Source organism: Ketobacter sp. GenoA1, assembly GCF_003671475.1.
Taxonomy (GTDB): domain Bacteria; phylum Pseudomonadota; class Gammaproteobacteria; order Pseudomonadales; family Ketobacteraceae; genus Ketobacter.
In genome coordinates, this window is the sequence record NZ_RCHM01000020.1 from 276050 (window position 1) to 299736 (window position 23687).

Below are 23687 nucleotides of genomic sequence, written 5' to 3' on the forward strand. Positions count from 1 at the left end.
TTTTCATGAACATCAATTCTGATGGAAGGCATGGTATTTCCAATTTGATCGCGGCGCATTACGCCAAAGGATATATATTCATGCTTCGAATATGACTATGGATATATATATCATTTTAAAACCGCCCTATATCATCTACGTCCATTGGCTAACATTATTGCATCCGGGGGTATCAGGTGCGCCTACCTATAGTGATAGCTGGACGCCGCATTGATAGAACCAGCGGTGATGACCAGCGTATAACGACCCGAACAGATCAACACATTGATCTACCATACCTCGATACCGTGATCGCGGATCATCTGGAGTCGCTGCCAGGTGACACTCTGGCGGATGTTTCGATTCACGAGATCATTTCGTTCCTGCACAACGTCGGCCATAACTGGAAGTCACCGGAGTACTCCAGGCGTCGCCTGTATATAAGGCACTTGTGTAAGTTTCTCGGCTACTCTGAAGCCATGGCAGAAGCGGAAGCCAATTGGATCGCTTTCAACCTGTCATCGCATTTCCGGCTCTATGACTCACTCTCGGCGGAGCTTGGCGGCTGGCAAATGCTGGAAGACTGGATTCCCAACGAGGAAGCCTATATACGGGCGCTGCCGCACGGTAAAGTATTTCATCTGGTACCGGGCAATGTGCCTCTGTCCTCTGTGGTCTCGATCATCCGCGCGATCATCACCAAGAATGTTTCCATCGTCAAAGCATCCTCAGATGATCTCATCACCCCCATCACCCTGGCCCTGAGCTTTATGGATGTGGACCGGGATCATCCGGTTACACGCTCACTCAGCGTCGTCCATTGGCCCGGCGGAAAAGATGAAGCTCACCATCGGCAGCTGGTTGCAAGTGCAAACGCGGTTTGCGCGTGGGGAGCTACCGATTCCATTGAATGGGCCAAACGTAACGCGGCACCGGACAGTGCGCTGCTCACCTTTGGCCCCAAACGGAGTCTGGCCGTAATTGGTGGCGATGCGGATCTGGAGAAAGCTGCCCGAGCGCTGGCACACGATGTATCCGTCTATGACCAGCGGGCCTGCTTCTCGATTCAGCATGTTTACTACGAAGGCGATACGGATGATCTGATGGAACACCTTGCAGCCGCCTTTGAGAATATCGAGTTACTGTTGCCCAAAGGTGAGCACAGTTTTGATGAGCGTGCCGGTGTTTCATTAAGCCGGCTGCAATCCGATTTTAGCTGCTCCAAAACCATAAGCTCTGCAAAGGGTGCCTGGACCATTATCGCCGCCCCTGCCGGTGAATCAGATATCCATCCTCTGGGGCGCACCGTGTATTTGCATGCAATCAATACGCTGACAGAGGTGGAGCCCTATATAGATCGCCACACCCAAACCGTTGCCGTGTATCCGGCCGATCTGGCAATAGCGGTACGGGATCGCTACACACGGCAGGGCGCCTGCAGAATTGTGGAGCTGGGCATGAACAATATCTTCCGGGTGGGCGGTGCCCACGACGGCATATTTCCACTCCAGCGCCTGGTACGGATGGCCTCCATGGAGCTACCGTCCAAGGCCAACATCAAGGGAATCGCCATTCCGGTAGATCAAACCAGATTCCTTGAGGAAGACCGTTTTCTGGAGTTCATACCGTGACCCAACTGAATATCAACAGCGAAGATCTGCTGGAGCACCAGAGTGTTCCGGCCACCGATGATCTGGACTACACCATCTTCGGCGGCGAGAGTCTTGATCTGCCGCTCAGCACACAGCGCGAAATCAGGGAGACATTCGTAAGATCGGCGTTTCACCAACATATTCGCGGTTGTTCAGAGTACGCGGACTTTGTCGCCAGGAAGAACATCGATACCGAGCATGTTGCGCTGGATACCATTCCCGTTATTCCCGTGTCCGCATTCAAGGAACAGACGCTCACCAGCCTGCCGGTGGCGCAGATTGAGAAATGGTCTTTGAGCAGTGGCACCCGGGGAACCCAGAGCAAAGTGGGCAGGGACCAAAAATCCCTGGAGCGTTTGTTGGGCTCCATACACACGGGAATGGAGATGCTCGGCCAATGGCACGAAGACCAGGTGGATGTTGTCCACCTTGGCCCCACTCGCAATGAAGCGGGGGACATCTGGTTCCTGTACGTGATGAGCCTGATCGAACTCATTCACCCAACCACCCACTTCGTTGCAAGCGGCACGCTCCAATCACGGCAGGCCATTGACCGTATTATCGACACCCTTCATCGCAGCGACCAGGACATCATCGTGGTGGGTGCCCCCTTTCTGGTAATCGAGCTCACCAACGTAATCGAACACCGACAACTCGATATCGCAGCGCAGGACCGACTGATGGTGGTAACCGCCGGCGGCTGGAAACGCCATTCGGGAATGGAACTGACCCGCGCCGCGTTCAATGAACGGGTGTGCAGGGTGTTTGGCCTGAGTTCCGATGCACAGGTGCGCGATATATTCAATCAGGTTGAACTGAACACCGCCTTCGTTGAGTGCTCCGCCCATCGCAAGCATGTTCCACCCTGGGTATACGCCAGCACCCGGCATGCCGATGACCTGAGCGTGCAGAGAAGCGGTGAACTGGGGTTGTTATCCTATCTTGATGCGTCCGCCACCAGCTACCCGGCCTTTATCGTCACCGATGACGTCGGCCGGGTGTACGAAGGCACCTGCCCCTGCGGTCGCGAGGGGGTAACCATGGAGGTGGTGCGCAGGCTGACCCGCGCAGCAGCGCGGGGTTGTGCCATGGCGATAGACCGAAAAACCAGTGCGCTGGTTCCGACAGAAGAGACCGATAATGAATCAGATGATGTTTAACAGCCACGAAACACACACCGGCGATGGTCGCCGGGTCGCGGTTTGGACACTGTCCTCCGACCAGCACAACAAGCATAGTTTACCCATCGTTATTGGTTCCGGGTTTGCCCGCAGAATGCACCATTTTACCTCACTGGCCACCTACGGAGTGCATAACGGTTTCTTTGTCAGCCGCTACGATCCGGTCAACCATGTGGGCCTGAGTGACGGGGATATCTGGGATTTTACACTCAGCGACAGCCTGGAAAGTCTGCGGGCAGCCGTTGACTGGACCTGCCGATACACCGGTTCTGACAAAGTAATCGTGGTGGCCACCAGCCTGACCGCAAGGGTGGCCTATGAGTTGGCTGCCCAAAGCCCCCGCATCGAAGCGGTGATCACCGCGGTGGGTGTCACCAACATTCGGGACACCTTCAGTAAGGTGTTCAAGGAAGACTATTCCAGCTTTGCAGAGTTACCGGATCACCTGGAGTTTGAAGGACGCAAAATCGGCCCCGGGGTTATACAGGACGCCCAGGAGCATGAGTGGTGGTCACTGGAACGCTGCATCGATACGCTCAAACAGGTTCGGCAGCCACTGATCAATTTTATCGGCAGTGACGATCCCTGGGTCAATTCAGATGACATACACAAAGCCTTCTCCGCCGGAGATGGCGGGCCGCGAAAACTCTTGACGCTGGAAAGAGCACCTCATGACCTGGGGCGCAACGCAGCGGTGGCACAAACCTTTCTGACATACCTGATGGAAGAGTTGTTTGCCCTGAATCAAATTGAGGGCACACCCAGCGTTCCCCCTTTCGAGGTCATCACACAACAGGCTCTGCTGGAGCGTCGGATACAACGAAAAACCACACGCGAAACTGAGAGCAGTGCCGCGTAACTACATTGGTAACAGGAGATATCGCATGAAATGGGGAGTTTGGTTAATTGCCGGCGCTATGCCGGAGGACAATCACCAGCAGGTGCTACAGGATTCCCTGGCTTATGGCCGGGCGGCAGACGAATTGGGCTACGATGAAGCATGGGTATTGGAGCATCATTTCACCGGCTACGGAATCTGCGGCTCCCCCATGACCATGGCCGCTTACGTACTGGCTCAGACCAAGAACCTGAAAGTGGGCACCGGCATCAGCGTTATCCCTCTGGAACACCCGCTGCGGCTCGCCGAGCAGGTGGCGCTATTGGACAACATGAGCAACGGCCGTTTTATTTTCGGCATAGGCCGGGGTGTGTTTGTCAAGGATTTCAAAGTGTTCGGCGTGGACATGGAGAACAGCCGTGACATGATGGATGAGTGGGTGGATGTAATGCAGGCGGCCTGGACCAATCGCCACAGTCAGTTCGATGGGCAGTTCGTCAAGTTCGATGAGATAGAACTGTTTCCCAGACCGTTAACCCTGCCCCACCCTCCGGTTCATGTAGTGGCGCAGTCACCGTCCACCATTGAGTGGACCGCAAAACGCGGCCTGCCGATGATGATCAACTTTTTCCTTGACGATGATGCCAAGCGCACCCAGATTGATCTCTACAATGAAATTGCCTATGAGCATGGTCATGATGTGGATAACATTGATCACTCTATCTCCTGCCTGGCCGGTGTTGGCGACACCACGCAACAAATAGTGGATGCCTCACGGGACCGGCTCATCAAATGGCAGGAGGAATTTGTACGTGCCAGCATGATTTTCCGAAAGGAAAACATGAATATGAAAGGCTATGAGTGGTATGCAAGGCAGTGGGAGCAAAATGCCATTGCCGGTGAGTATCCCGTAGTGGAACGCGTTGACAGCAACTTCAAGATCAATCCGATCGGATCGGTTCAGGAGTGCATCGACAAACTGAACAAAACGGTTGAAATAACCGGTGTCGAACACTTCCTCTGCGGCTTTGAAAGTCTGGGCGGTGGGCGAGAGCAGATCATAGAGTCCATGCGACGATTCAAGGAAGAAGTCATACCTCATGTGGAAACCAGACGCAAATCCGACACAGCGCAGACTACAAGCCCCGCTGAAAACACGATCAGTGAGATAGCCTGATTCGGTCTTATTGAACTTAGGATGGTAGGGACATGAACACGGAAATCGTTGATCTATACAACAAAATCGGTGGCGAGAGTTATAATAAAAGAGGATTTTCGCCATTTTCATTTATGATCAAAAGGCAGCTGTTGGCCCGCTCCAATCTGGGTAAGGGTGACCGGGTACTGGTGCTCTTCTGCGGCTCCGGACAGGACTTCAAGCCTATTCTGGATGTTATCGGTGAAGAAGGCGAAATTATCGGGGTCGATTTTTCCAAAGCCATGCTGGATGTCGCCCGCCGCAATTTGAAACAAGATGGCATCAACAATGTCACGCTCATCGAAGCGGATGTACTCACCTTTCAGGATCCCCAGTTTGAACATAGCTTCGATGCGGTATTCTGCTCCATGGGAATTGCCCTCAACGACAACCCCTATGACGTCTATAGCCGCCTGGAGCAGTATTTGAAAGATGAATCGCAAATCATCATCTTTGATCTCAAGTATCCTTCTACCGCGCTGGGGAAATTCATCTATAAAATCATCATAGAGCGCATCACCAATCATTACGGCGGCAATCGGCTAAAACACATCGCCAGCAGTGGTATGTTCCATAATTTAATCCAGGACAAGCGCTGCCGCTTCTCCAGGGAATATATATTCGGAGCGTTTTTTTCCGTCATTCTTAACCGAAGCTGACTTTATGGACTTTATTGCACTGCCGGCACGCGCGGCAGTGCTCATCTGCATTCCACTCATCCGTTACGCCAGGAGCCGATCGCATGTTGGCATTCGAAACCATTGCCGAGTTTGAGTCCAATCTGGGGAATACCAACCTACTGGAGATCCCCAACGCCTCCAACCGGGGCCGGGTATTTGCCAAATGCGAGTGGGAAAATCCCACCGGCTCCATTAAAGACCGGGTGGCGTACCATTTGGTGATGAACGAACTGCGCGGCAGAATGCCGGGGGAGCGCATTAAGATACTGGAGTACACCGGTGGTAGCCTGGGAGTGTCTCTGGCCTTGATCACCCGACTGTTGGGGCTGGAGTGCAGACTCATACTAAGCGAAGCAACTTCTGCCTCCATCATCAACAGCATCCGACACTATGGTGCAGATACGGTACTGGTGGACCGGGAAGAAGGATTCCTGGGTGTCATCAACAAAGCCATAGCCGTCTACGAAGCGGATCCCACCTGGGCATTCTTATTCCAACATGAAAATTCAGCGAACCTGGAATGCCACTACCAAAGCACCGGCATCGAAATTTTGAATCAGGCTCCGGCAGGCATTGACGCCTGGGTGGCGTCCATTGGCACCGGTGGCAGTCTGATGGGTGTATACCAGCGCCTGCGCGAGGTGAATCCGCAAATTGCACTGTACGCCACCAATCCGGACGAACTGGCCTATGGTGATGTGTGCCCGCCCAATTGCCACAAGAAATTCAGCGGTTCCGGCGGCCTGGGGTTTGGCAACAAGCAGCGCTTTGTGCGGGAGAACGAGCACCAGGTGAAGCACCACTTCCGTATCCGATACGAAGATTGTCTGCAGCGAATGTGGACCTTCTATCAAACGGAGGGAATCAAATTGGGCTCATCCGCCGCCGCCAATCTAATCGCCGCCGAAGCGGTGGCTGCAACACAAAACCAACATCAGTCCACCTATACCATCTTCCCATCATTGGCCACCACGGAAGAATGGAACGACGCTGAGATCCTTGCCCGCTCATCTGCAAAGCATTCTCTGGCAGCTGCTCTATGAAACCCAGCGATCAGAACCCACCACAGGCTGGGACCACTCCCGGTTCATTGCCGCAGCAAGGATCAGAGCTGGAATTGAGCACCATCCAGGTCAAACAAATCATCCACGACACCATCCCCTACCTTGAGCAGTTTCTTAGCTCGATCAATGAGCAGGATAGCTGTCAAGGTGTCGATAGCGGCGACCGCTCCGGACTTGCTGTTTCCCATGCCCCCGCCGATATAAACAGTACGCTGGATCAGCTTTTTTCCACCGTTGTGCCATCGGGTTACAACACCACGAGCCCGGGATTTATGGGTTTTTTTGGCGGAGGTGGCCTGCCTCAGGCTGCCATCGCCGATTTGATTGCCGGAGTCGTCAACCGCTTTACCGGTCGCTGGGCATCTGCTCCTTCTGCGGTAGAGCTGGAGCTGTCGGTGATTCGCTGGATTACCCAGATGGCGGGCTACCCGGCCACCGCCATGGGACTGCTCACCAGCGGTGGTTCCCAGTCCAACTTAATTGCGTTGTTTACCGCCCGTGAAAGTTATGCCGGAAAGCTGGATATGGGCAAAGCACGAATTTACGTATCCGACCAAGTCCATTTCTCTATCCGCATTGCAGCAAAGATGTGTGGCTTTCCTCCCCATGCCATACGTGAAGTTGAAACCTGCGCACTGGGCACGATGCAGTCATCACAGCTGCACCAGTTTATAGATGAAGATAAAAAAAAGGGCTGGCAACCCGCTTGTATTGTGGCCACCGCAGGCACCTTTATCACCGGAGCAGTAGACGACATTGGCGCCATCGCCGCTATCGCGCAGCAGGAGCAACTCTGGCTGCACCTGGATGCCGCCTATGGCGGCTTCTTTAACCTTGCCGAATCAGGCAAGCCCATTCTTGCCGCCATGTCAGAGTGCGATTCGATTACGCTCGATCCACATAAATCCCTGTTTATGCCCTATGGAACCGGTGCGTTACTGGTTAAAGACGGGGCCAAGCTAAAGCACGCGCACGATATCGATGCCGATTTCTACGGCCCGCTGCAGGACCAAGGCGAACGTGTGGATTTTTGTTCTTACACTTTTGAGCAAAGCCGACCGTGGCGGGGGTTACGGATCTGGCTTCCTCTCAAACTTCATGGCGTTGCTCCCTTCCAGGCCATGCTGGAAGAGAAACTTCAACTGGCCCGCTATGCAGCCCGGCATCTGGCCGGCATTGCAGCGATAGAATTACTCGCCCCCCCCACCCTTTCTGTTCTGGTGTTTCGCTTCTATCAGCCCGGGCTCTCCCACCAGCAGCTGACGAGCCTGAATAAAAGGTTGCTTGAGACGATCAACAGCCGCAACGCGGTGTTCTTGATGGGAACACAGGTAAAGGGGAATTTCGGTATACGCCTATGCGTGCTTTCTTTCCGTACCCACCTCAGTCACGTTCAAACTGCCCTTGACGAGATAGAACGATTGGCAGTTGAACTCCGCGACGAGTCATCAATGCAAGCCGGCGCCTAATGGCGCTCGGCGGCAGGATCGTTCAGCCTGTTTTGTAAACCAGACGCACATCGTCACCCATGCTGCAAACCTCATGCAGCGCCAACTGGTGGGCATTCTGTAAACTGTCCACCTCCGCCAGATCAAACAGATTCCGCGACGAGTTGCCTATCAACTTAGGGGCAACGTACACCCATAGCTCGTCAATCAACCCGGCCTTCAAAAACGAGGCGCAGAGGCACGCTCCGGCTTCGATGAGCACTTCATTAATGGCCCGGGAGGACAACATCGCAATGACCGCATCAGGATCCACGCCCGCTGCGGAAGATCGGGTCTGGACAACCGTTACCGAAGGCACATCCCGCCATTTCGACACGGAGTGATCAGCGGCCGTTGTGGCAATTAACACTTCCCCGGGATGCGTCAGCAGCTTCATCTGCGGTAAGGCCCGCAACCGGCTATCCAGAATGACTCTCAACGGCGGGATCGGGTAGGCATAGTGGTTAAAATCCACGGCCATCTGATCATGCCTGACGTTCATTGAAGGGTTGTCGTGCTCTATGGTGCCGACGCCGGTAACGATGGCACAGGATCGCGCCCGCAATCTCTGCACATCCCCTCGTGCGGATTCCCCGGTTATCCATTTGCTTTCACCGGACGAAAGCGCGGTGCGGCCATCCAGGCTCATGGCCAGCTTGCACCTCACCCAAGGCCGGCCCCGTTCCATTCGTGAGATGTAGCCTACATTCAGTTCTCTGGCTTCACGCTCCAACACGCCAACGATCACCTCAATACCTTGCGCTTGCAGGTAGGCAATGCCCTGACCTGCAACCAGCGGATTGGGATCACGCATGGCGATTACCACCCGCTTCAGCCCCGCCTTGGCCACCGACCTGGCACAGGGAGGTGTTTTACCGTAATGGCTGCAAGGCTCCAATGTGACATACAATGTGGCATCGCTGGCATCGGCGCCGGCATGCATCAAGGCATACACCTCTGCGTGATGATCACCGGCTTTCTGGTGCCAACCTTCTGCAATCACCTTATCATTCTTGACAACAACACAACCCACCCGTGGATTGGGACGCGTTGAGAACAGTCCGCGCCGGGCCAGCTCCAACGCTTTGCCCATATATACAGCATCCGTACTGTCTACGGTAACGTTCTTATCGGACATGACACAGGCTCCAAGGTCGGACTAACGCGCCAGCTTTAACCCGGATAGCATTGCATTTCATGGCTGATCACCCCTTTACGACCGATACCTTGGGCAAATCGGCTTGATGCGTGTTAAGCAGGCGGGAACCGAAGATCAAAATCAGCGTTGGCGTTATCAGGAACTCGACAATCAGCCCCAATAACAAGGTCAACGATATCAACACACCAAACTTGGTCAGACTGGCGATATCAGAAAAAATATTAATACTGAAACTCAACACCAGGATGGCGGTTGTGTAGAACATTGCCTGGCCGGCCCGGGAATAGGTATTGCGAATAGCCTGTTCCATACTGGTTCCCGCGTTCATATCCTCCTGAACTGATTTCACGAAATGCATCGTATCATCATCCAGTATCCCCAGCGCGATACTGGCAATCAGCACGGTATAGGGATCCAGGGGTATTCCTGTGGCACCCATCAGGCCCAACACCAGGATCACCACACTCAGGTTCAGCAATCCCAGCACAACCCCCATCACCAAAGAACGAAAGATTCCAATCATAATGATTGTTACAGCAGCAAACGCCAGTGATACAGAGGTAATCTGGCTTTGCGTCAGGTAGTCATCGATCGTAACCCATAAATCCACCAACCCGGTGGAGGTAACCTCCAATTCCGGTAATCCGGCCGATTCCAGTTGCCTGGCCAGATCCTCTGCTGTTGTAGCCACCTGCGGCTGCCCATCCGGTTCAAAGTACAGGGCTTTGGCCTGCTCAATGGTGGTGATCAAGGTGCGGTAGCGGCTGTCCGGCACATTCGGAACCCGAATCGTGATCCGCGCGGTCTTATACTGGAAATCAACCAGCTGCTTCACCTCCTCCTGATCACTGGATTCAAATAAAAACAGCTCTTGTGCGATAACCGAATTATCACTTGGTATGCGGTAAAAGGCCGGATCGTTTTCATGGAATGCCTGATTCAACTCTTTCACCACATCGGCAAGCGAATAGACTTTAACAGGCAGTTCACTGTGTTGTTCGATATGGCGGGAGAAGCGATCCATGCTGTGCAACACATCAGCCCGTTTTATGGTATTCGGATCATTGCCACGAATGACAATCTCGATGGAGGCACTGGCCGGAAGCTGGTCATCCACGTAACGGTAATCTTTGTGTATGTCCGTTGATTCCTTAAACATTCCAAGGTAATGGAAATCGGTTTCCAGCCGTGACAACCCAACAAGGGCCACAGCGCAAATCAGGATAAAGCCGATGAATATTGATTTGTAATACCGGATAACCCATTCACCCAGTTTAACCAGCAATGCCACACGCTGGTTCAGCACAGCACCGCCCAGTTTCAATTTTTTTTGCGCGCCTGACCCCAGAAACACCGGAAACCACAGCATGGTGGCCACATACATCACCATTAGCCCGGCGCCCATAATAACGCCCACATGCAGCACAGGTTTCACATCTGACGCCGAAAAGGCAAACAAGGCTGCGGACGTGGTCAGCATGGTCAACAAGCTGATACTGCCCACCTCCACATAGGTATCCTCCAGCGCTTGCAAAGGGGACTCCTGCCGGCTGCGAGCGTAACAGAACCCAGTGAGCAGAAACACCAGCGCATTGATACCCACCGACATCAGAAAAGTGGGAACGATGGGCGTCAACACCGTATAGGGAAACCCCAGTGCGGACATCATTCCAAACGTGACAACCACACTGGTTGCCAGAATGGCCGCCGCCATCAGCATCGCATAGGCAGACCTGAATACGATCCAGAATCCCAACATGATCAACGTAAAGCAGGCTGCCGTGAAGATGCCGTTCTCCTGGCTGATAATGACCCTGACATCGGCATCCAGAATGGGGGCACCGACGATTCTCGGATGGTAGTCGGCGATCCCACCCTGAGTCAGTATCTGGCGCAAGTCGGCGGTGAGTGCAATCTTATAGTCAAGTTCATTCTTGATGATCTCGGTTTCCACCAGAATCGCGATGTGGCGTCCGTCCTTTGATATATACAGCCCCGGATATCGGGGATGAGACAGAATTTTTTGCCGTATCTGCTGATAGTCTGTTTTATCCGAAGCATCCCTGAACAGGCTGTCTATGACGATTTCGTCATCCTGCGCCTCAATGTGATTTATATTGGTGATGGACACCACCCGGGTGACGTGGGCAACGGCTTCAATACTGTCGACAGTAGCCTTGATAGCCTCGATTAGTTTTCTGTCCCAAACCGGGGGGGCTTCCAGCAATATCAGGCTGAACTCATCGGACTGGAACTGATTCTTGAACGCTTCGTAATGCTGGAGGGCGGGATCACCCTCCATGAAAAACCCATCCGGCGTATTATCAAACGTAAGCTTGGTCAACTGATATCCAAACAGCAACACAACTGCAACTATCAAGGCCGACGTAAACCATTTGTGCCGTATCACGAAGCCGAATAAATGATGCAGAATGGCATGTAGCGGGCGACTTCCTGTTGCGTTCATTGTCAATTCCTTATTCTTTTTGGTTTGAGCAAGTCCAATGTAACCCAACTACAAACTAATTCCGGCGGATGTCTTCTGCCAGTCTGAAGCCCATCACGTAAAGCTCAGAGTCATACCGGCCATGACGGCGGGTGGTTCTTGCCAGATCACGAAAGCGCATATAGCTACCCCCGCGGGCGACCTGATAGGGCCCATTCTCCACATACAGATCGTCCTGAATCAGGGCATCCCCCTGATAGGCGAAGTAGAAACTCGACGTATACTCTTCCACATTGCCGGCCATATCCAAACAACCGAACGGGCTGCGCCCCTTCGGAAACAAGCCCACCGGTGTGGTATTAATCAGCCCGGTTTCCAGTGTATTGGCGCAATCTTTCTGGTACTGATTACCCCAGGGATACTCCAGTCCGCAAGGGCCTTTGGCTGCGAATTCCCATTCCGGCTCCGTCGGCAACCGAAACGCCCTTCCCGTGGTTTGATTAAGCCAGTTTATATAGGCATTGATGGAATCAATAGAGATTGAATGTACGGGATGATTGGCTAAATGAGCGGGAAAAACCTTGTACCGCCAATAGGGAGGACATTCAGCATATTTGTTCTCGTCCATATACCGTTTGTACTCAAGATTCGTGACCGGGTAGCGCCCGATTCGAAACGCCGACAACGCCACATCCGTCTCCGGAGTCTCCTTGAGTATCCACTCTTCCAACACCCCGATATCGGCAAACTCCTGTGCCACTGCGCGGGCTTTTTCCGCAGTGATTCCCAAGCGAAAGGTGCTGGCAGGAATATCCACCATGGATGGATCAAGTGGTTGAATACGCGGATCTCCCAGCGCGTTGATAACAGATGCAGCAAGATAACGCTCTTCAAAACTGCACTCGGCAGACTCCAACACCGACAAGTACCTGGGCAGCTCTGATTTTAATGATTTATGCAATGCGGTTTGCTCATGCTCCACATCATTACTTTGAAAGTAATCCGGCAGGTTCATGGCTTTTTCCGGCGCCACAGAATTGATATGCGATATGGATGAATTCAGCAAGCGGAAGCCCGTGAGGCAGTACTCTTCACTCATAACCCTGAGATCCTTCTTCTTTATCTGATTAGTTGTTGATGCTCATAACAATCAGCTCTGCGCGACCACTGATCGACAGTTTCTGATAGATACGGCTTAAATGAAGCTTTACCGTTTGTTCGCTGATACACAAGCGACAAGCAATATCCTTGTTGCGCAAACCACCGCAAACAGCATCGGCGACCATCTGTTCACGGGGGGTAAGACATTCACTTAGTATGGATGCCTTCTCTACCACCGGTTCAGTGGAACGGAACGCCATGCCCAGAACCTGACGACTGTACCAAAGCCCGCCACGGGCGACTTCTTCGATGGCTTTTTGCAGATAGGGTAGATGTTGGGGAAGAAACAGATAACCGGCAACACCGGTTTTCAGAAGATGCACAACCTGCTCACATTTTAACGGCTCGCCAACAAATAAAGTGGGCCAACCACTGGTAAGGCCTTCATTGCAAAAGGGAAGGCGGGCACCGTTTTTAACGGCGTTATGTTCACAGATCACAACACCGGTTCCGGTGTCGGGGTTGCCATAACTACGGTAGTTGTAGCCTACCGTGACGACACTATCGATCGATTCCAATACGCTGCTCAGCATATTCTCAACAATCGAATCCTTGATCTTCAAAGCGACCGGAATCACTTTGCTATCCCACACACAACCATCCATGTTAACTGTCACTTCTATAATTGTAGTAATAGTCGATGATCAGTCCCGTAATGTGGAAATCAACCCGAACTGCAGATCGATTCTTGGAAAGCATGCGGGCACGCAGCACACTCCAACAAAAAATAAAAAAATTACGAGCTGTTTATGATTAATCTGTTTTTGTTTTTCGAGCAAATACTACTCTGCTTTTATTTGGCTGTGAAGAGTATTCAACCATTATTTTCGAAGAGTGAGAGCACCGCGGAAAAAAACTTATCAGTCAAATTCAGCCTCGCACCATTCAGGTTCATGACGCACCCTTTCAGGGGCGCAATAGCATTCGGTCACTAACAGACGGCATTGGAAGGCGCACACTCCAGCTGCGCAAGCTGGCTTTTTACCGGTTCGTAAATCGCTGACAATGCATCAAGGCGCGCCTCATCACCGGGCCCATGTGCCTGAAGCACTTGCTTTAACCCTTGCAACGTTTGCAACGGTCCATCTATTGCAATCAGATTGGACAACCAGCGCGGCACACTGCCACCGGGATCCACGTAGGTGGTGAATATCACGCGGGTTCCCCCGCTGGGCAAAGGTATCACATCAAAGGCATTCTCCAGTCTGGGTATGCGTACATAGCCATCATGCCGGGGCTCCATTACGGTTTTATTTTCGGTGAGTATGGTAATGGTCTGATCGTGCACCCGCACTTTGCTGTGTGTGTATACATCACGATCCGACACCGGCCAGACTGCTTTGAAGTTCAAATACAGCCCGCCACCCTCTACCCGCCGCGCCGACGTGCAGCGAAACACCCATTGCGGATACAGGTCAACCCGGTCCAGAATGGTGAGCACTTCCAGCCAGGAATGATCCAGATCCACTTCACCACGAAACGCTTTTACCGCGGCGCCTGCCACCGGTTTTACCCAGGTGCGCACCTCGGTTGGATCCTGCGCTGATCTCACGCTTTCCCATTCACTGCCGGGGTCGGCCCATGCGGAGCCGAGCATCAGGTTATAAATCAACAATATTGACAAGGTAATTAGTCGCATGGGGGCCTCCGGACAACGTGGCAACTTGCACTGTTACCACCTAAGCACAAGTATATTCATCGAATCAAGCTTTCCGTTACTCTGCTATCTCCAGCGCTCCAATTGTGCCCCCATCAACAAACTGCTTTATACTTTGCAGGTTACCGCATCAGCCAGGAGTCAACATGAACAACAGCACCAGCTTGCCCATTCCCAAGCACATTCTGTTTGACTGGCATGGCACCCTGGTGGACACCCAGGACGCCATGATCGCCGCCCTGGAAGAAATGTTGCCGCAACTGGAGGAACTACACCTGATCGACCGGCTGCAACCGGAGGAGCAGTGCCTCAACAAGGACGATGAAAAACTGGTGCGTTACATCCGTCTGTTTCGCCGCCTGCACCCCAAAATTCTGGCAGAGCGGCGCAATAGCCGAACGGAAATTTTCAATGCCATCTTCGGTGATGACACCGATGCCAAAAACCTGGCGCACCGGGCGTATAATAAGTGCTATCGCAATTATTTCGGTAAGGTAAAGCCCTTTCAACAGGGTGTGCGGGAGTATCTGGCGTCTATCAAGCGCCTGGGAATCACCATTGGTGTGGCCACCAATCGCAGCCGCGAATTTTTCCAGCACGAACTGCGCACCGTGGATGACGGTTCCTGGCCGCGGCTTGTGGATCTTTCCACCTGTGCGGACGATGTCACCTATTACAAACCTGACCCTCAGGTGATTCGCTATGCCCTGGCCCAAATCGATACCTACCCACGGCCCGAAACCTGGTATATCGGTGATAGCTACCTGGACATCGTGACCGGACGCGAAGCCGGTGTCACTGCGATTTTTTACAACGGTGGTTGCCGTACTCCGCAAGAACTTAAGACATTATTTGGTGATGATCCCCGGTATCAGCCCGACGCCATCATCAACAGCTTTGAAGAGTTGATGGATTTACTGGAAGCTGTGCAACGGGATAACCCCAGTGCCTTTGAGAAAATCGTCAGCAAAGCCCGGCCTCCGGCATTTCCTGCTCCCGAACCCCCTCCGCAACACATAGAGCCGGACTGGCATCCTTCAGTTGCGCAACTGATACCACCTTCCATTATTCTGTTTGACTGGCACGCCACACTGGTGGACACCCTGGATGCAATGTACCGGGCAGTGGATGATATGCTGCCGGAACTGGGCGAGCATGGATTATTACAACGCATGGTAGATCCACAGCAAAGCAAATCGCCGGATGATGCCAGGCTGGTGGACTATGTACGCCAATATGCGCAGTTACACCCAAAAATCAAAGCCGATCGTAAAATCTCCCGTACTGATATTTTTGAGGTGTTGTTCGGCGAGGATATGGAAGCCAAGCAAATCGCCCATAAAATTTTTAACCAGCACTACCGCAATCATTTTGGCACAGTGCTGCCCTTTGAACCACAGGTGCGCAGTGTGCTGGTTGGATTGAAAGCGTTGGGTTTGCAATTGGGTGTTATCACCAACCGTGACCGGGAATTTTTTGAACACGAAGTGCAAGCCGTGGAAAACGGTACCTGGGCCGATCTGTTCGACACCATGGTGTGCGGTGATGATACGGTGAACCGCAAGCCACACCCGGACCAGTTAATTGAATCAGCGGCACAGCTGGGTCGCGAACCTGCTATGGACATCTGGTACGTGGGTGACAGTACCACCGATATAATTGCGTCCAAGGTGGGTGGTTTCACCGGCGTATTTTTCAACGGCGCCCAATGGGATCTGAACTGGCTGCACACAATTTTCCCCGGCAACCAGCGCTATCCGCATAAGCCGGATGTGGTGGTCAATGACTTTTCCGAATTCTGGGCATTGGTGCTGGCCTGTCTGCGTAACGCCCGCTGAAACGGAACCCCGTGGAGTCAGGCAATGGCCAGCGCCGACCGGGTGCGCGCTACAGATACCGGCTCTGGTTTACCCAACCGCCAGGACAGAAATTGAAACTCCGGCTTGGGCCTGATTTCAGCAGGAATGGCCAACAACCCAACCCGGTTCAACCAGCGTGATGGCTGCACAGCGCTGCTGAACCGCACCAAAGGGGCAGACAACACCAGCCCAGCCAACACAGGGCTCAACCACCAAAAAAACAGCGGTGAATATACATAGGTTACGCTTCCCCACACCAGTGCCAGCACAGACAGCGGCCCGGTTTTCCTCAGCGTTTCCTGCCAGCTCAGGGTTCGCCCCTCCCTGGGCTGGGCGTTCCAGTTGACTTTTGTTCCCAGCAGAATGGCAAGGACAAAATAGCTGTGAAACATCATCATCAGGGGTGCGATCAATACCGCAAATACCGCTTCCAGGATGGCACTGGTGAACAGTTTCAGACGCCCGCCGTACTCATCACTGTTGCGGGTCAATCCAATCAATAATCCCATAACCTTAGGCAGGAACAACAATGCTGCCGTCAGCACAAACAGGGAGATGATCTGATCACTCTTTGAGATCTGCCAATCGGGGAACAGCTGATATTGCTGTGAAAAGAACTGATTACTGGACAACGCACGCTGCACGGCATCCACGCTGCTCAACACCAGCATCAACATCCAGATCAGTGAGCTGATATAGGCTACGGCACCAAAGAACAGATGCAGACGGTTTATAAAGGTAAAGCCCGTAGCCCCCAGCAAAGCCAGATGCTGGATGTTACCTTGGGCCCAGCGCCGATCCCGCACAGCGTAGTCCAGCACATTACAAGGCAGCTCCTCGTAGCTGCCCTTGATATCCGCTCTCAACACTACCTGCCAGCCCGCACGCCGCAATAGCGCCGCTTCAACAAAATCATGACTGAGAATGTCGCCACTGAACGGCCCTCGGCGGTGGCGCAAACGGGGTAGCGTGCAATGCTGCATAAACGGAGCGATGCGAATGATCGCATTATGCCCCCAATAGTTGGCACTGTCGGTTTGCCAGCACGCCATACCGGCTGCCAGCATCGGGCTATACAAAGTACCGGCGAACTGCAGAAAACGACCGAACAGAGTTTGTTGGCGAATGGGAAGTGGTACGGTCTGCACTAAACCCAGCTTTGGATTTTCGAACATGGCCTGGGCAAGCTCCAACATACAGCGACCGGTCATGATGCTGTCCGCATCCAGTACAATCATATTTTCGTACTGATTTCCCCAGCGCTGACAGAAGTCATAGATGTTACCCACCTTGCGCCCCTCGTTGCGGACACGCCGCCGATAGAATGTATAACGGCCAAGCTGGCCAAGGCGCTTCTGCAATGCCCGCCAGCCTTTCCGCTCAGCCGCGATGATGTCGGGATCCTGCGAATCACTTAACAGATAGAAATCAAAGTGGGCGATTTGTCCGGTGCGCGCCAACGAACGCAGGTTCGTTTCAAAGCCCGCCAGAATCCGGTCCGGATCTTCATTATAAACCGGCATCACCACCGCCGTTCTCACCGGCAAGGGGGTGAATGCGTGGTGTTCGTTCGGTGCCACAGGCAAAGGGCGCAGGGTTAACGGGTCCAGGTGCATGAGATTCAGGATGAACCCCAGGGCTGCACTCCAGAACGAATACACAATCCAGGCGAAACTGATGGTGAATAAACACAACAATGCCATCTCCAGAGGGAGCAACCCGTTAGGGCGCAGGATATCCAGCATCAACGCCGACCCTGCCAGGGTAGACGCCATCACCAGCGCGAAGAACAGTACCCGACGCAACCAGGGCAAGGGCGCGTTAAGCGCGCAAGACTCGACCTCACTCGGGGATATCACCTGCATTCCAGACATAGCTCCATACCTCACTTAACCGTTGGTTGCGCAACTTCAGGAACAAACGCATGTCCGCGGGCTTGTCCTCTTCGGTTTGAACTTTGAATGACGCCCGCCATGCACCGGTAGCCGCCAGTTTCGTTACCACCAGATCACTCACCTTGCCTGCGTTCACGCTTAGATCCGCTTCAACCTCTTGTTCATCGCCAAGCTGGGACAAGGCGTCCCCTTGGAATTCCACAATGAACTGGCGGTGGGTTTGAGGCGGACGTTCCTGGCCCGGAATGTAACCCCATCCGTTTCGGGTTCGAACCACCTTTGCCAATTCGGCATGACCCGGCCCCTGATTAACGGTGCTCATACGATAACGAATCTGGACAGCATCACCTTTACGGATTTTTTTATCGGCCACCCAGTACGCCACGATGTTGTCATTGGTTTCACTGTCGGTGGGAATCTCCACCAACTCCACGCGCCCGCTGCCCCAGTCTCCCAGGGGTTGAATCCACACACCAGGCCGATCATGATAATGGGCTTCGGCATCCAGATAACGTTCAAAGCGACGGTCACGTTGCAGCAAACCAAATCCCTTGGGTGTTTTACCCTGAAAGGAAACCACGCTTAAGGTGCTGGGATTATTCAACGGCCTCCAAATCCATTCGCCGTCTGCGGTGGCCAATAACAAGCCATCGGAATCGTGCACTTCAGGCCGATAGTCATCTTCACCCACTACACTGTTTTCCCCGTAAAAAAACATGCTGGTTAAAGGCGCAAGCCCCAACTTGTTAATGTCGTTGCGGGCAAAAAGCCTGGCCTCCACCAACATCTCGGTATTGACCCCCGGGGTAAGTTCAAAGCGGTAAGCACCGGTCAGTGATGCGCTGTCCAGCAACGCATACATCACCAGTGTATTGGTCTCGTTCTGCGGCGGCTGCAACCAGAACTCAACAAAGCGCGGGAACTCCTCGCCGCTGCTTTCCGCGGTATCCACGGCAACACCTCGAGCCGACAATCCATACACCTGCCCGGGGCCTACCAGCCGAAAATACGAGGCGCCCTGAAATACTGCCACTTCGTCTTTGTAGTTCTTGGAGTTCAGCGGATAGTGAACACGAAAACCGGCGTAGCCCGGTGCCTCTGATTTTTCAATTTTCAGATCCGCCACTGGTTTGCCCAGTGTGAAGTTGGATCGGGAATAGGGGAATGGCTGCACGCTCCCCTCTGGCGTCAGTGTATTGATTTTCACCCGGTTACGAAAAATAAAACCGGGATGAAAGAATTGAATTTCAAACGGAGATTGTTCACGCCACAGGGCTTTTTCCGGATCGAAGCGTATGGCTCGATACTGATCATAGGTAAGTGACGTCAGTGATTCCGGTAAGGTGTCCGCATCTTCCTCATAGGGCTTATCCGCCAGCGACAGCGCCACCTTAGCCAACGTGTCCAACGACACCGGCTCCGGTACGGAAGTGGAAGAAATCCGGCCCTCGGCCCGCAACGGGCCGGCACAACACCAGAGCAGAATCAGAACTAACAGTTGGCTTGTACGAGAATAATACACTACGTCGCTTGCTCCACTTCGATTCGCTGTCTTCTTCATCTGACTGAAGATCACCTGGCAGGTTCCTCTGCCGGGAAATGCGGAGCAATTTCTTTGCCATACCGGAAAGCGTTCAATCAAAAAGGCGGAAATAGCCGTCAGCGCAGATGCCTTGGCGACCACATCCCGACTTTAATCACGATAGATGAGGCGTAAGGTGGAAACAGCGGGCTCAGCCTGCTTAAGCAATTGAATAGTTTTCAAATTTTTGCGACAAAATTACAGCAACCGCATAAGCGGGATGATCAGTACTGCCCCCAGAACAGTTCAATGCCCACCGCTGCCGACCAATGTGACAACTCAATGTCGTTGGCCAGATCAAATTGACGATTAAATGAACTGTGTAGGTAAATATCCAACGCCGGCTGCCGGCCCCGTTCCGGCACCGCTTGCCAGGTAATGCGCGCATTACCGGAATGTGAGCGAAACTGAGTGGCCAGGTCATCACCAAGCCCTTGGGAAAGGGCATGATCACCGTAATAGTATTCCATCTGCATGCTTAGGTTACGGGGTAAATCACCAATGAATGCTTGCATTCCATAATTTCGATACTGTTGTCGGTTGGCAAATTCCGTTTCCACTTGATCATTCCAGCGCGCATTGAGGTTCATCCAAAATCGCTTGGTGGGTGACCATCCCAACAACAATTCAGCCGTTTCATGGACCTGATCAGAGGGTTGCTCCCAGTCCTGTACAGAGGCATCCAGACTCAATCGCCGGTGATCCTGTTCACTGATCAAATAATCAACGCTCCAGCGCCACTGCTCATAGTCAAACTTCAGGTTGACACCCGCTTCATCGGCTTCCTGCAACATTTCGTAGCCTTGCAGCGCAACCACATCATGGGTCTGCCATTGGCTCACATGATAATAGCGCGCCGACAGCATTGGCCTGCCCAGGGGCAAGGGAAAGGGATTCTGCCACTGGTAATTCAACTGCAGCCCGGAGCGGTTCAAAGTGGGATCAAAGCGGGTCATACCCACTGCATCGCAGTGGCCTTCCTGCTTCCATTCCAGCGCCACCCCCAGGCCACGAAACTCCGATTGAAACTGGAGCTGGGCCATATCCACGCCCCTCACCGGCTCCAGATTCCCCAGGCTGTAGAAATTCCGATCTACCGCACGGTACAACGCGGTGCCCTGCCAGCGATCCAACCAGCCACTGCTGAACACACCATCAGAAGACACCGACACTTCGGCGGTCATGGCACGCCCCAGGGTATTTTCCATAGCATTGTTCTGGTTTTCCAGGCGTTGCTCTGAACTGGCATACTCGATGCGGGTGCGCAGGCTATTATCCAGCCATTGTGTCTGGGCGCCCAGATTCCAGCTGTTGGCTTCCTGCTCCGTTGGCGGGTTAAACAGGTAATCTTCTTCACTCCATTGCAATCGGCCACCGATGTAGCCCATCTGTATTTCCAGCGGTTCCCCTACGCCCACCGCCAGCGTCCCGCCGTAGTTCAGTTCGCTGGGGGTTCCCGGATTGGCAACGGCCGCAAAACCACGGGAATCGGCCCCACGATAGGTGAACACCTGCGCGCGATACGCCCCCTTACGGTCATAAATCTCCGCCGCCCGACCGGGGCGCGAAAAGTTGGCAAACAACAGATCCTGACGGGACACGGCCAGATCGAGATATTGATACTGCAATCTTGGCTGTTGGGATGGCAATTCCGGAATCATCACGGCCTTGTCTTCCTTTGACACCACCGCAAATGCCGAACCCGGATACAGGCACCACATGCCTACCAGCACAGCGCAGAGAACGGCGGGACAACGACGGAGAAACGGAAAAAACCACGGAAAAATCATGTCTTTTAAGGCACTACTACTTTTAGGGGCGCTACTGATGCAAGGGCGCTACTAATTCAAAAGCTCTACGAGTTCATAAGCACTATCAAAAGGCAACTACGATTGTACAGACTGAGGAACTACTCCCTGAGGATAGGCCAGACAACGCAAATTAAAAGCGGAGAAACAAACTTTTTTAAGTTTTTTTGTGATCTATTCCAGGGTCTTCAGGAGAGCGCCCCGGAAAAAGCAGCTGAGGGGGTAATGAAGAGCGCAGCGCTGATTGAATAGCGCGCAAAACAGGCCCATGGGAGGGGCGGGAGTGGCTGGCCTTACTCGAAGCACCGGTCAGGGCCAGCCAATGGGATTAGAAACCGTAACCCACCTGAAACCAGTAGTCACAGGCACCCTGGCGAAAATCGGTGCGATTCTCAGGTTGGCCACTGATTACCAGGTAGTTGTTAAGTGCCGGATCATACGCATTCCATACCGGTACTCCATCACCATTGGGATTGCCGTTGCGGGCAAAATTACCCCAGGCCTGCTGGAACAGATCCCGCACGGTGCGATCGGACGGGGTCAGAATGGCGCTTAACAACGGAAATTCAAACAGATAACCGATATCCGCTGTATGAAACACACCTAATGGCGGAGCATTCTTCTTGAATCCCAGAGCGATCACTTCCATCACCACACTGAATACATCCTGCTCCAGAGAATACATCCAGACATCATTGAAAGCGCTGTAGCGGCGCGCCATGTTCAACGTGGGGCACTTCATAATGAGATCACCCCGCATATCGGCGTGGGCAGAACCGGCATTCTGATAATCCGCAAACGGATAGAGCGCGACAATGTCGTCGCCCTGCCCGGGATAGCGTTGCTCCATAAAGTCGGCATAGCCCCCTGCGTCATCCGGGTGCGCCAGAAACCCGGCAAACAAACTGCCTTCATCCTTATTGGTACCGAGCAGAATCGGAATGTCGTAACCGCGGTTTTCCGTCACCAGATCAACCGGGCTGGCGGGGAATACATCACCATCCACCACCAGGCCGGGCCGGAAAGGCCATTCTTCCAACAGCCAACCGAAGGAAGTAAAAAGATTGAATTTTATCACATCACGAATGGCCGCAATGGGCAGAGCTCGGGCACACTGCAACGGCTCTGCCGCATCCAGACAACCCAATTCCGCCAACAGCTTCATGCCCTCCTGCTGCGCCTGCTCCTGCGTCATGATCCCCAGTGTGTCACAGGCACCGCTTTGCATAATGGCCTTATGCATCAATCGCTGGGGGGCGTGGGTTTTGGGTGATGCCAGCAAGGCACAGGTATTGGTGGAACCGGCGGACTCACCAAACACGGTGACGTTGCCGGGATCACCGCCAAAGGCAGCAATCTCTTCATGTACCCAGCGCAACGCCGCCTGCAAATCCTTAATGGCCTGGTTGCCGGACAGGGCCTCACCCGACCCCAGTGCCGGCAATGCGAAAAAGCCGGATACCAGTAGCCGATAGTTGACACTGACCACCACTACATTCTGTGATTGTGCCAACTTGCGGCCATCGTACTGCAATTCATTACTGGAACCGGCGGCCTGGGCGCCACCGTGAATCCAGAACATTACTGGATGGGGGCCTTCCCCCGCCGGTACCCAGATATTCAGGGTGAGACAATCTTCATTGGGGGTAAAAGCCGGTATGCCCGTGGCCCACTGGATGCAGGCATTACCCTTGAGTTTGGCATCCCGCACGCCATCCCAGGGCTGCGGTGGCTCCGGGTCTGCCCAGCGCAGTTCACCCAGCGGTGGCTGGGCATAGGGAATCCCCAGGTATTCCAATACGTTGCCGTCACGCTTACCGGCCACTACACCATAGCTGGTGCTCACTTGCGGCTCGCCGCCGCAACCGTAAAGGCCCATTGCCAACAGCCATACTGCACCACACAAAGATGCGCCCCGGCGGCCGGTACCACAAATAAAATCCAGCAACATACGTTGTCCCACCTATTGTTATTGTGGGCCAAGCATAACGATTCATAACGCTCAATGATTGTACGAAAGGGCCGAACATACTTCGGTAAA

At 53.4% G+C, this 23687-nt stretch carries 17 protein-coding genes; 8 read left to right on the plus strand and 9 right to left on the minus strand.

The features are described 5' to 3' along the window. Window positions 1-176: 176 nt before the first annotated feature. The 7 genes from D9N13_RS07310 to D9N13_RS07340 all read left to right on the plus strand — a co-directional run bounded on the left by D9N13_RS07310 (window position 177) and on the right by D9N13_RS07340 (window position 8061). Window positions 177-1610, plus strand: a complete 1434-nt coding sequence (locus tag D9N13_RS07310) for an aldehyde dehydrogenase family protein (protein ID WP_290587744.1) — start codon at window positions 177-179, stop codon at window positions 1608-1610. After that, window positions 1607-2791 (plus strand): long-chain fatty acid--CoA ligase, encoded by a 1185-nt coding sequence (locus D9N13_RS07315; protein ID WP_290587746.1) that lies wholly within the window; start codon window positions 1607-1609, stop codon window positions 2789-2791. Before D9N13_RS07310 ends, D9N13_RS07315 begins: the two co-directional genes overlap by 4 nt. Next, on the plus strand, window positions 2772-3671 hold the full coding sequence (locus D9N13_RS07320; RefSeq protein ID WP_290587748.1) for a hypothetical protein: 900 nt from the start codon (window positions 2772-2774) through the stop codon (window positions 3669-3671). Before D9N13_RS07315 ends, D9N13_RS07320 begins: the two co-directional genes overlap by 20 nt. A gap of 25 nt (window positions 3672-3696) precedes the next feature. Beyond that, complete coding sequence (locus tag D9N13_RS07325; RefSeq protein WP_290587750.1) at window positions 3697-4827, plus strand: LLM class flavin-dependent oxidoreductase; 1131 nt, start codon at window positions 3697-3699, stop codon at window positions 4825-4827. Between the two features lie 32 nt (window positions 4828-4859). Next, window positions 4860-5507, plus strand: a complete 648-nt coding sequence (locus D9N13_RS07330) for a class I SAM-dependent methyltransferase (protein WP_290587751.1) — start codon at window positions 4860-4862, stop codon at window positions 5505-5507. Window positions 5508-5590: 83 nt separating this feature from the next. Then, window positions 5591-6571: a pyridoxal-phosphate dependent enzyme gene (locus tag D9N13_RS07335; RefSeq protein ID WP_290587753.1), complete on the plus strand. Its 981-nt coding sequence runs from the start codon at window positions 5591-5593 to the stop codon at window positions 6569-6571. Then, window positions 6568-8061, plus strand: coding sequence for a pyridoxal phosphate-dependent decarboxylase family protein (locus D9N13_RS07340; RefSeq protein WP_290587755.1), 1494 nt, complete (start codon window positions 6568-6570; stop codon window positions 8059-8061). The genes D9N13_RS07335 and D9N13_RS07340 overlap by 4 nt, the downstream gene beginning before the upstream one ends. 22 nt (window positions 8062-8083) lie before the next feature. Here the strand turns inward: D9N13_RS07340 and ribD are convergent, their stop codons facing one another. The 5 genes from ribD to D9N13_RS07365 all read right to left on the minus strand — a co-directional run bounded on the left by ribD (window position 8084) and on the right by D9N13_RS07365 (window position 14484). Then, a complete protein-coding gene (gene ribD / locus D9N13_RS07345) occupies window positions 8084-9217 on the minus strand; it encodes a bifunctional diaminohydroxyphosphoribosylaminopyrimidine deaminase/5-amino-6-(5-phosphoribosylamino)uracil reductase RibD (RefSeq protein WP_290587757.1) in 1134 nt (377 codons plus the stop codon). 67 nt (window positions 9218-9284) lie between these two features. Beyond that, window positions 9285-11705 (minus strand): efflux RND transporter permease subunit, encoded by a 2421-nt coding sequence (locus tag D9N13_RS07350; protein ID WP_290587759.1) that lies wholly within the window; start codon window positions 11703-11705, stop codon window positions 9285-9287. 55 nt (window positions 11706-11760) lie between these two features. After that, complete coding sequence (locus D9N13_RS07355; RefSeq protein ID WP_290587761.1) at window positions 11761-12783, minus strand: formylglycine-generating enzyme family protein; 1023 nt, start codon at window positions 12781-12783, stop codon at window positions 11761-11763. A gap of 28 nt (window positions 12784-12811) precedes the next feature. After that, window positions 12812-13438, minus strand: a complete 627-nt coding sequence (locus D9N13_RS07360) for a response regulator transcription factor (protein ID WP_290587763.1) — start codon at window positions 13436-13438, stop codon at window positions 12812-12814. Window positions 13439-13776: 338 nt separating this feature from the next. Beyond that, window positions 13777-14484, minus strand: coding sequence for an START domain-containing protein (locus D9N13_RS07365; RefSeq protein WP_290587765.1), 708 nt, complete (start codon window positions 14482-14484; stop codon window positions 13777-13779). 164 nt (window positions 14485-14648) lie between these two features. Between D9N13_RS07365 and D9N13_RS07370 the strand changes: the two genes are divergently transcribed. Next, window positions 14649-16340 carry an HAD family hydrolase gene (locus tag D9N13_RS07370; protein WP_290587767.1) on the plus strand — a complete coding sequence of 564 codons (1692 nt, stop codon included), beginning with the start codon at window positions 14649-14651 and terminating at the stop codon, window positions 16338-16340. Window positions 16341-16357: 17 nt separating this feature from the next. On the opposite strand, the gene mdoH is transcribed toward D9N13_RS07370, so the two are convergent. The 4 genes from mdoH to D9N13_RS07390 form a co-directional block, all read right to left on the minus strand. Beyond that, window positions 16358-18235: a glucans biosynthesis glucosyltransferase MdoH gene (mdoH, locus tag D9N13_RS07375; protein ID WP_290587769.1), complete on the minus strand. Its 1878-nt coding sequence runs from the start codon at window positions 18233-18235 to the stop codon at window positions 16358-16360. Continuing rightward, window positions 18204-19817: a glucan biosynthesis protein gene (locus D9N13_RS07380; RefSeq protein ID WP_290587770.1), complete on the minus strand. Its 1614-nt coding sequence runs from the start codon at window positions 19815-19817 to the stop codon at window positions 18204-18206. The genes mdoH and D9N13_RS07380 overlap by 32 nt, the downstream gene beginning before the upstream one ends. A gap of 245 nt (window positions 19818-20062) precedes the next feature. Next, entirely contained in the window at window positions 20063-21559 is a 1497-nt protein-coding gene (locus D9N13_RS07385; protein ID WP_290587771.1) for a hypothetical protein, read from the minus strand. Between the two features lie 415 nt (window positions 21560-21974). Further along, window positions 21975-23597 (minus strand): carboxylesterase/lipase family protein, encoded by a 1623-nt coding sequence (locus D9N13_RS07390; RefSeq protein ID WP_290587773.1) that lies wholly within the window; start codon window positions 23595-23597, stop codon window positions 21975-21977. Between the last annotated feature and the right edge of the window lie 90 nt (window positions 23598-23687).

Excerpts from the sequence above, each read along its gene's own strand:
- D9N13_RS07320 (WP_290587748.1), top strand. The coding sequence starts at position 2,772 with ATGAATCAGATGATGTTTAACAGCCACGAAACACACACCGGCGATGGT.
- D9N13_RS07325 (WP_290587750.1), top strand. The coding sequence starts at position 3,697 with ATGAAATGGGGAGTTTGGTTAATTGCCGGCGCTATGCCGGAGGACAAT.
- D9N13_RS07330 (WP_290587751.1), top strand. The coding sequence starts at position 4,860 with ATGAACACGGAAATCGTTGATCTATACAACAAAATCGGTGGCGAGAGT.
- D9N13_RS07335 (WP_290587753.1), top strand. The coding sequence starts at position 5,591 with ATGTTGGCATTCGAAACCATTGCCGAGTTTGAGTCCAATCTGGGGAAT.
- D9N13_RS07340 (WP_290587755.1), top strand. The coding sequence starts at position 6,568 with ATGAAACCCAGCGATCAGAACCCACCACAGGCTGGGACCACTCCCGGT.
- ribD (WP_290587757.1), bottom strand. The coding sequence starts at position 9,217 with ATGTCCGATAAGAACGTTACCGTAGACAGTACGGATGCTGTATATATG.
- D9N13_RS07350 (WP_290587759.1), bottom strand. The coding sequence starts at position 11,705 with ATGAACGCAACAGGAAGTCGCCCGCTACATGCCATTCTGCATCATTTA.
- D9N13_RS07355 (WP_290587761.1), bottom strand. The coding sequence starts at position 12,783 with ATGAGTGAAGAGTACTGCCTCACGGGCTTCCGCTTGCTGAATTCATCC.
- D9N13_RS07365 (WP_290587765.1), bottom strand. The coding sequence starts at position 14,484 with ATGCGACTAATTACCTTGTCAATATTGTTGATTTATAACCTGATGCTC.
- D9N13_RS07370 (WP_290587767.1), top strand. The coding sequence starts at position 14,649 with ATGAACAACAGCACCAGCTTGCCCATTCCCAAGCACATTCTGTTTGAC.
- mdoH (WP_290587769.1), bottom strand. The coding sequence starts at position 18,235 with ATGTCTGGAATGCAGGTGATATCCCCGAGTGAGGTCGAGTCTTGCGCG.
- D9N13_RS07380 (WP_290587770.1), bottom strand. The coding sequence starts at position 19,817 with ATGAAGAAGACAGCGAATCGAAGTGGAGCAAGCGACGTAGTGTATTAT.
- D9N13_RS07385 (WP_290587771.1), bottom strand. The coding sequence starts at position 21,559 with ATGTGGTGCCTGTATCCGGGTTCGGCATTTGCGGTGGTGTCAAAGGAA.
- D9N13_RS07390 (WP_290587773.1), bottom strand. The coding sequence starts at position 23,597 with ATGTTGCTGGATTTTATTTGTGGTACCGGCCGCCGGGGCGCATCTTTG.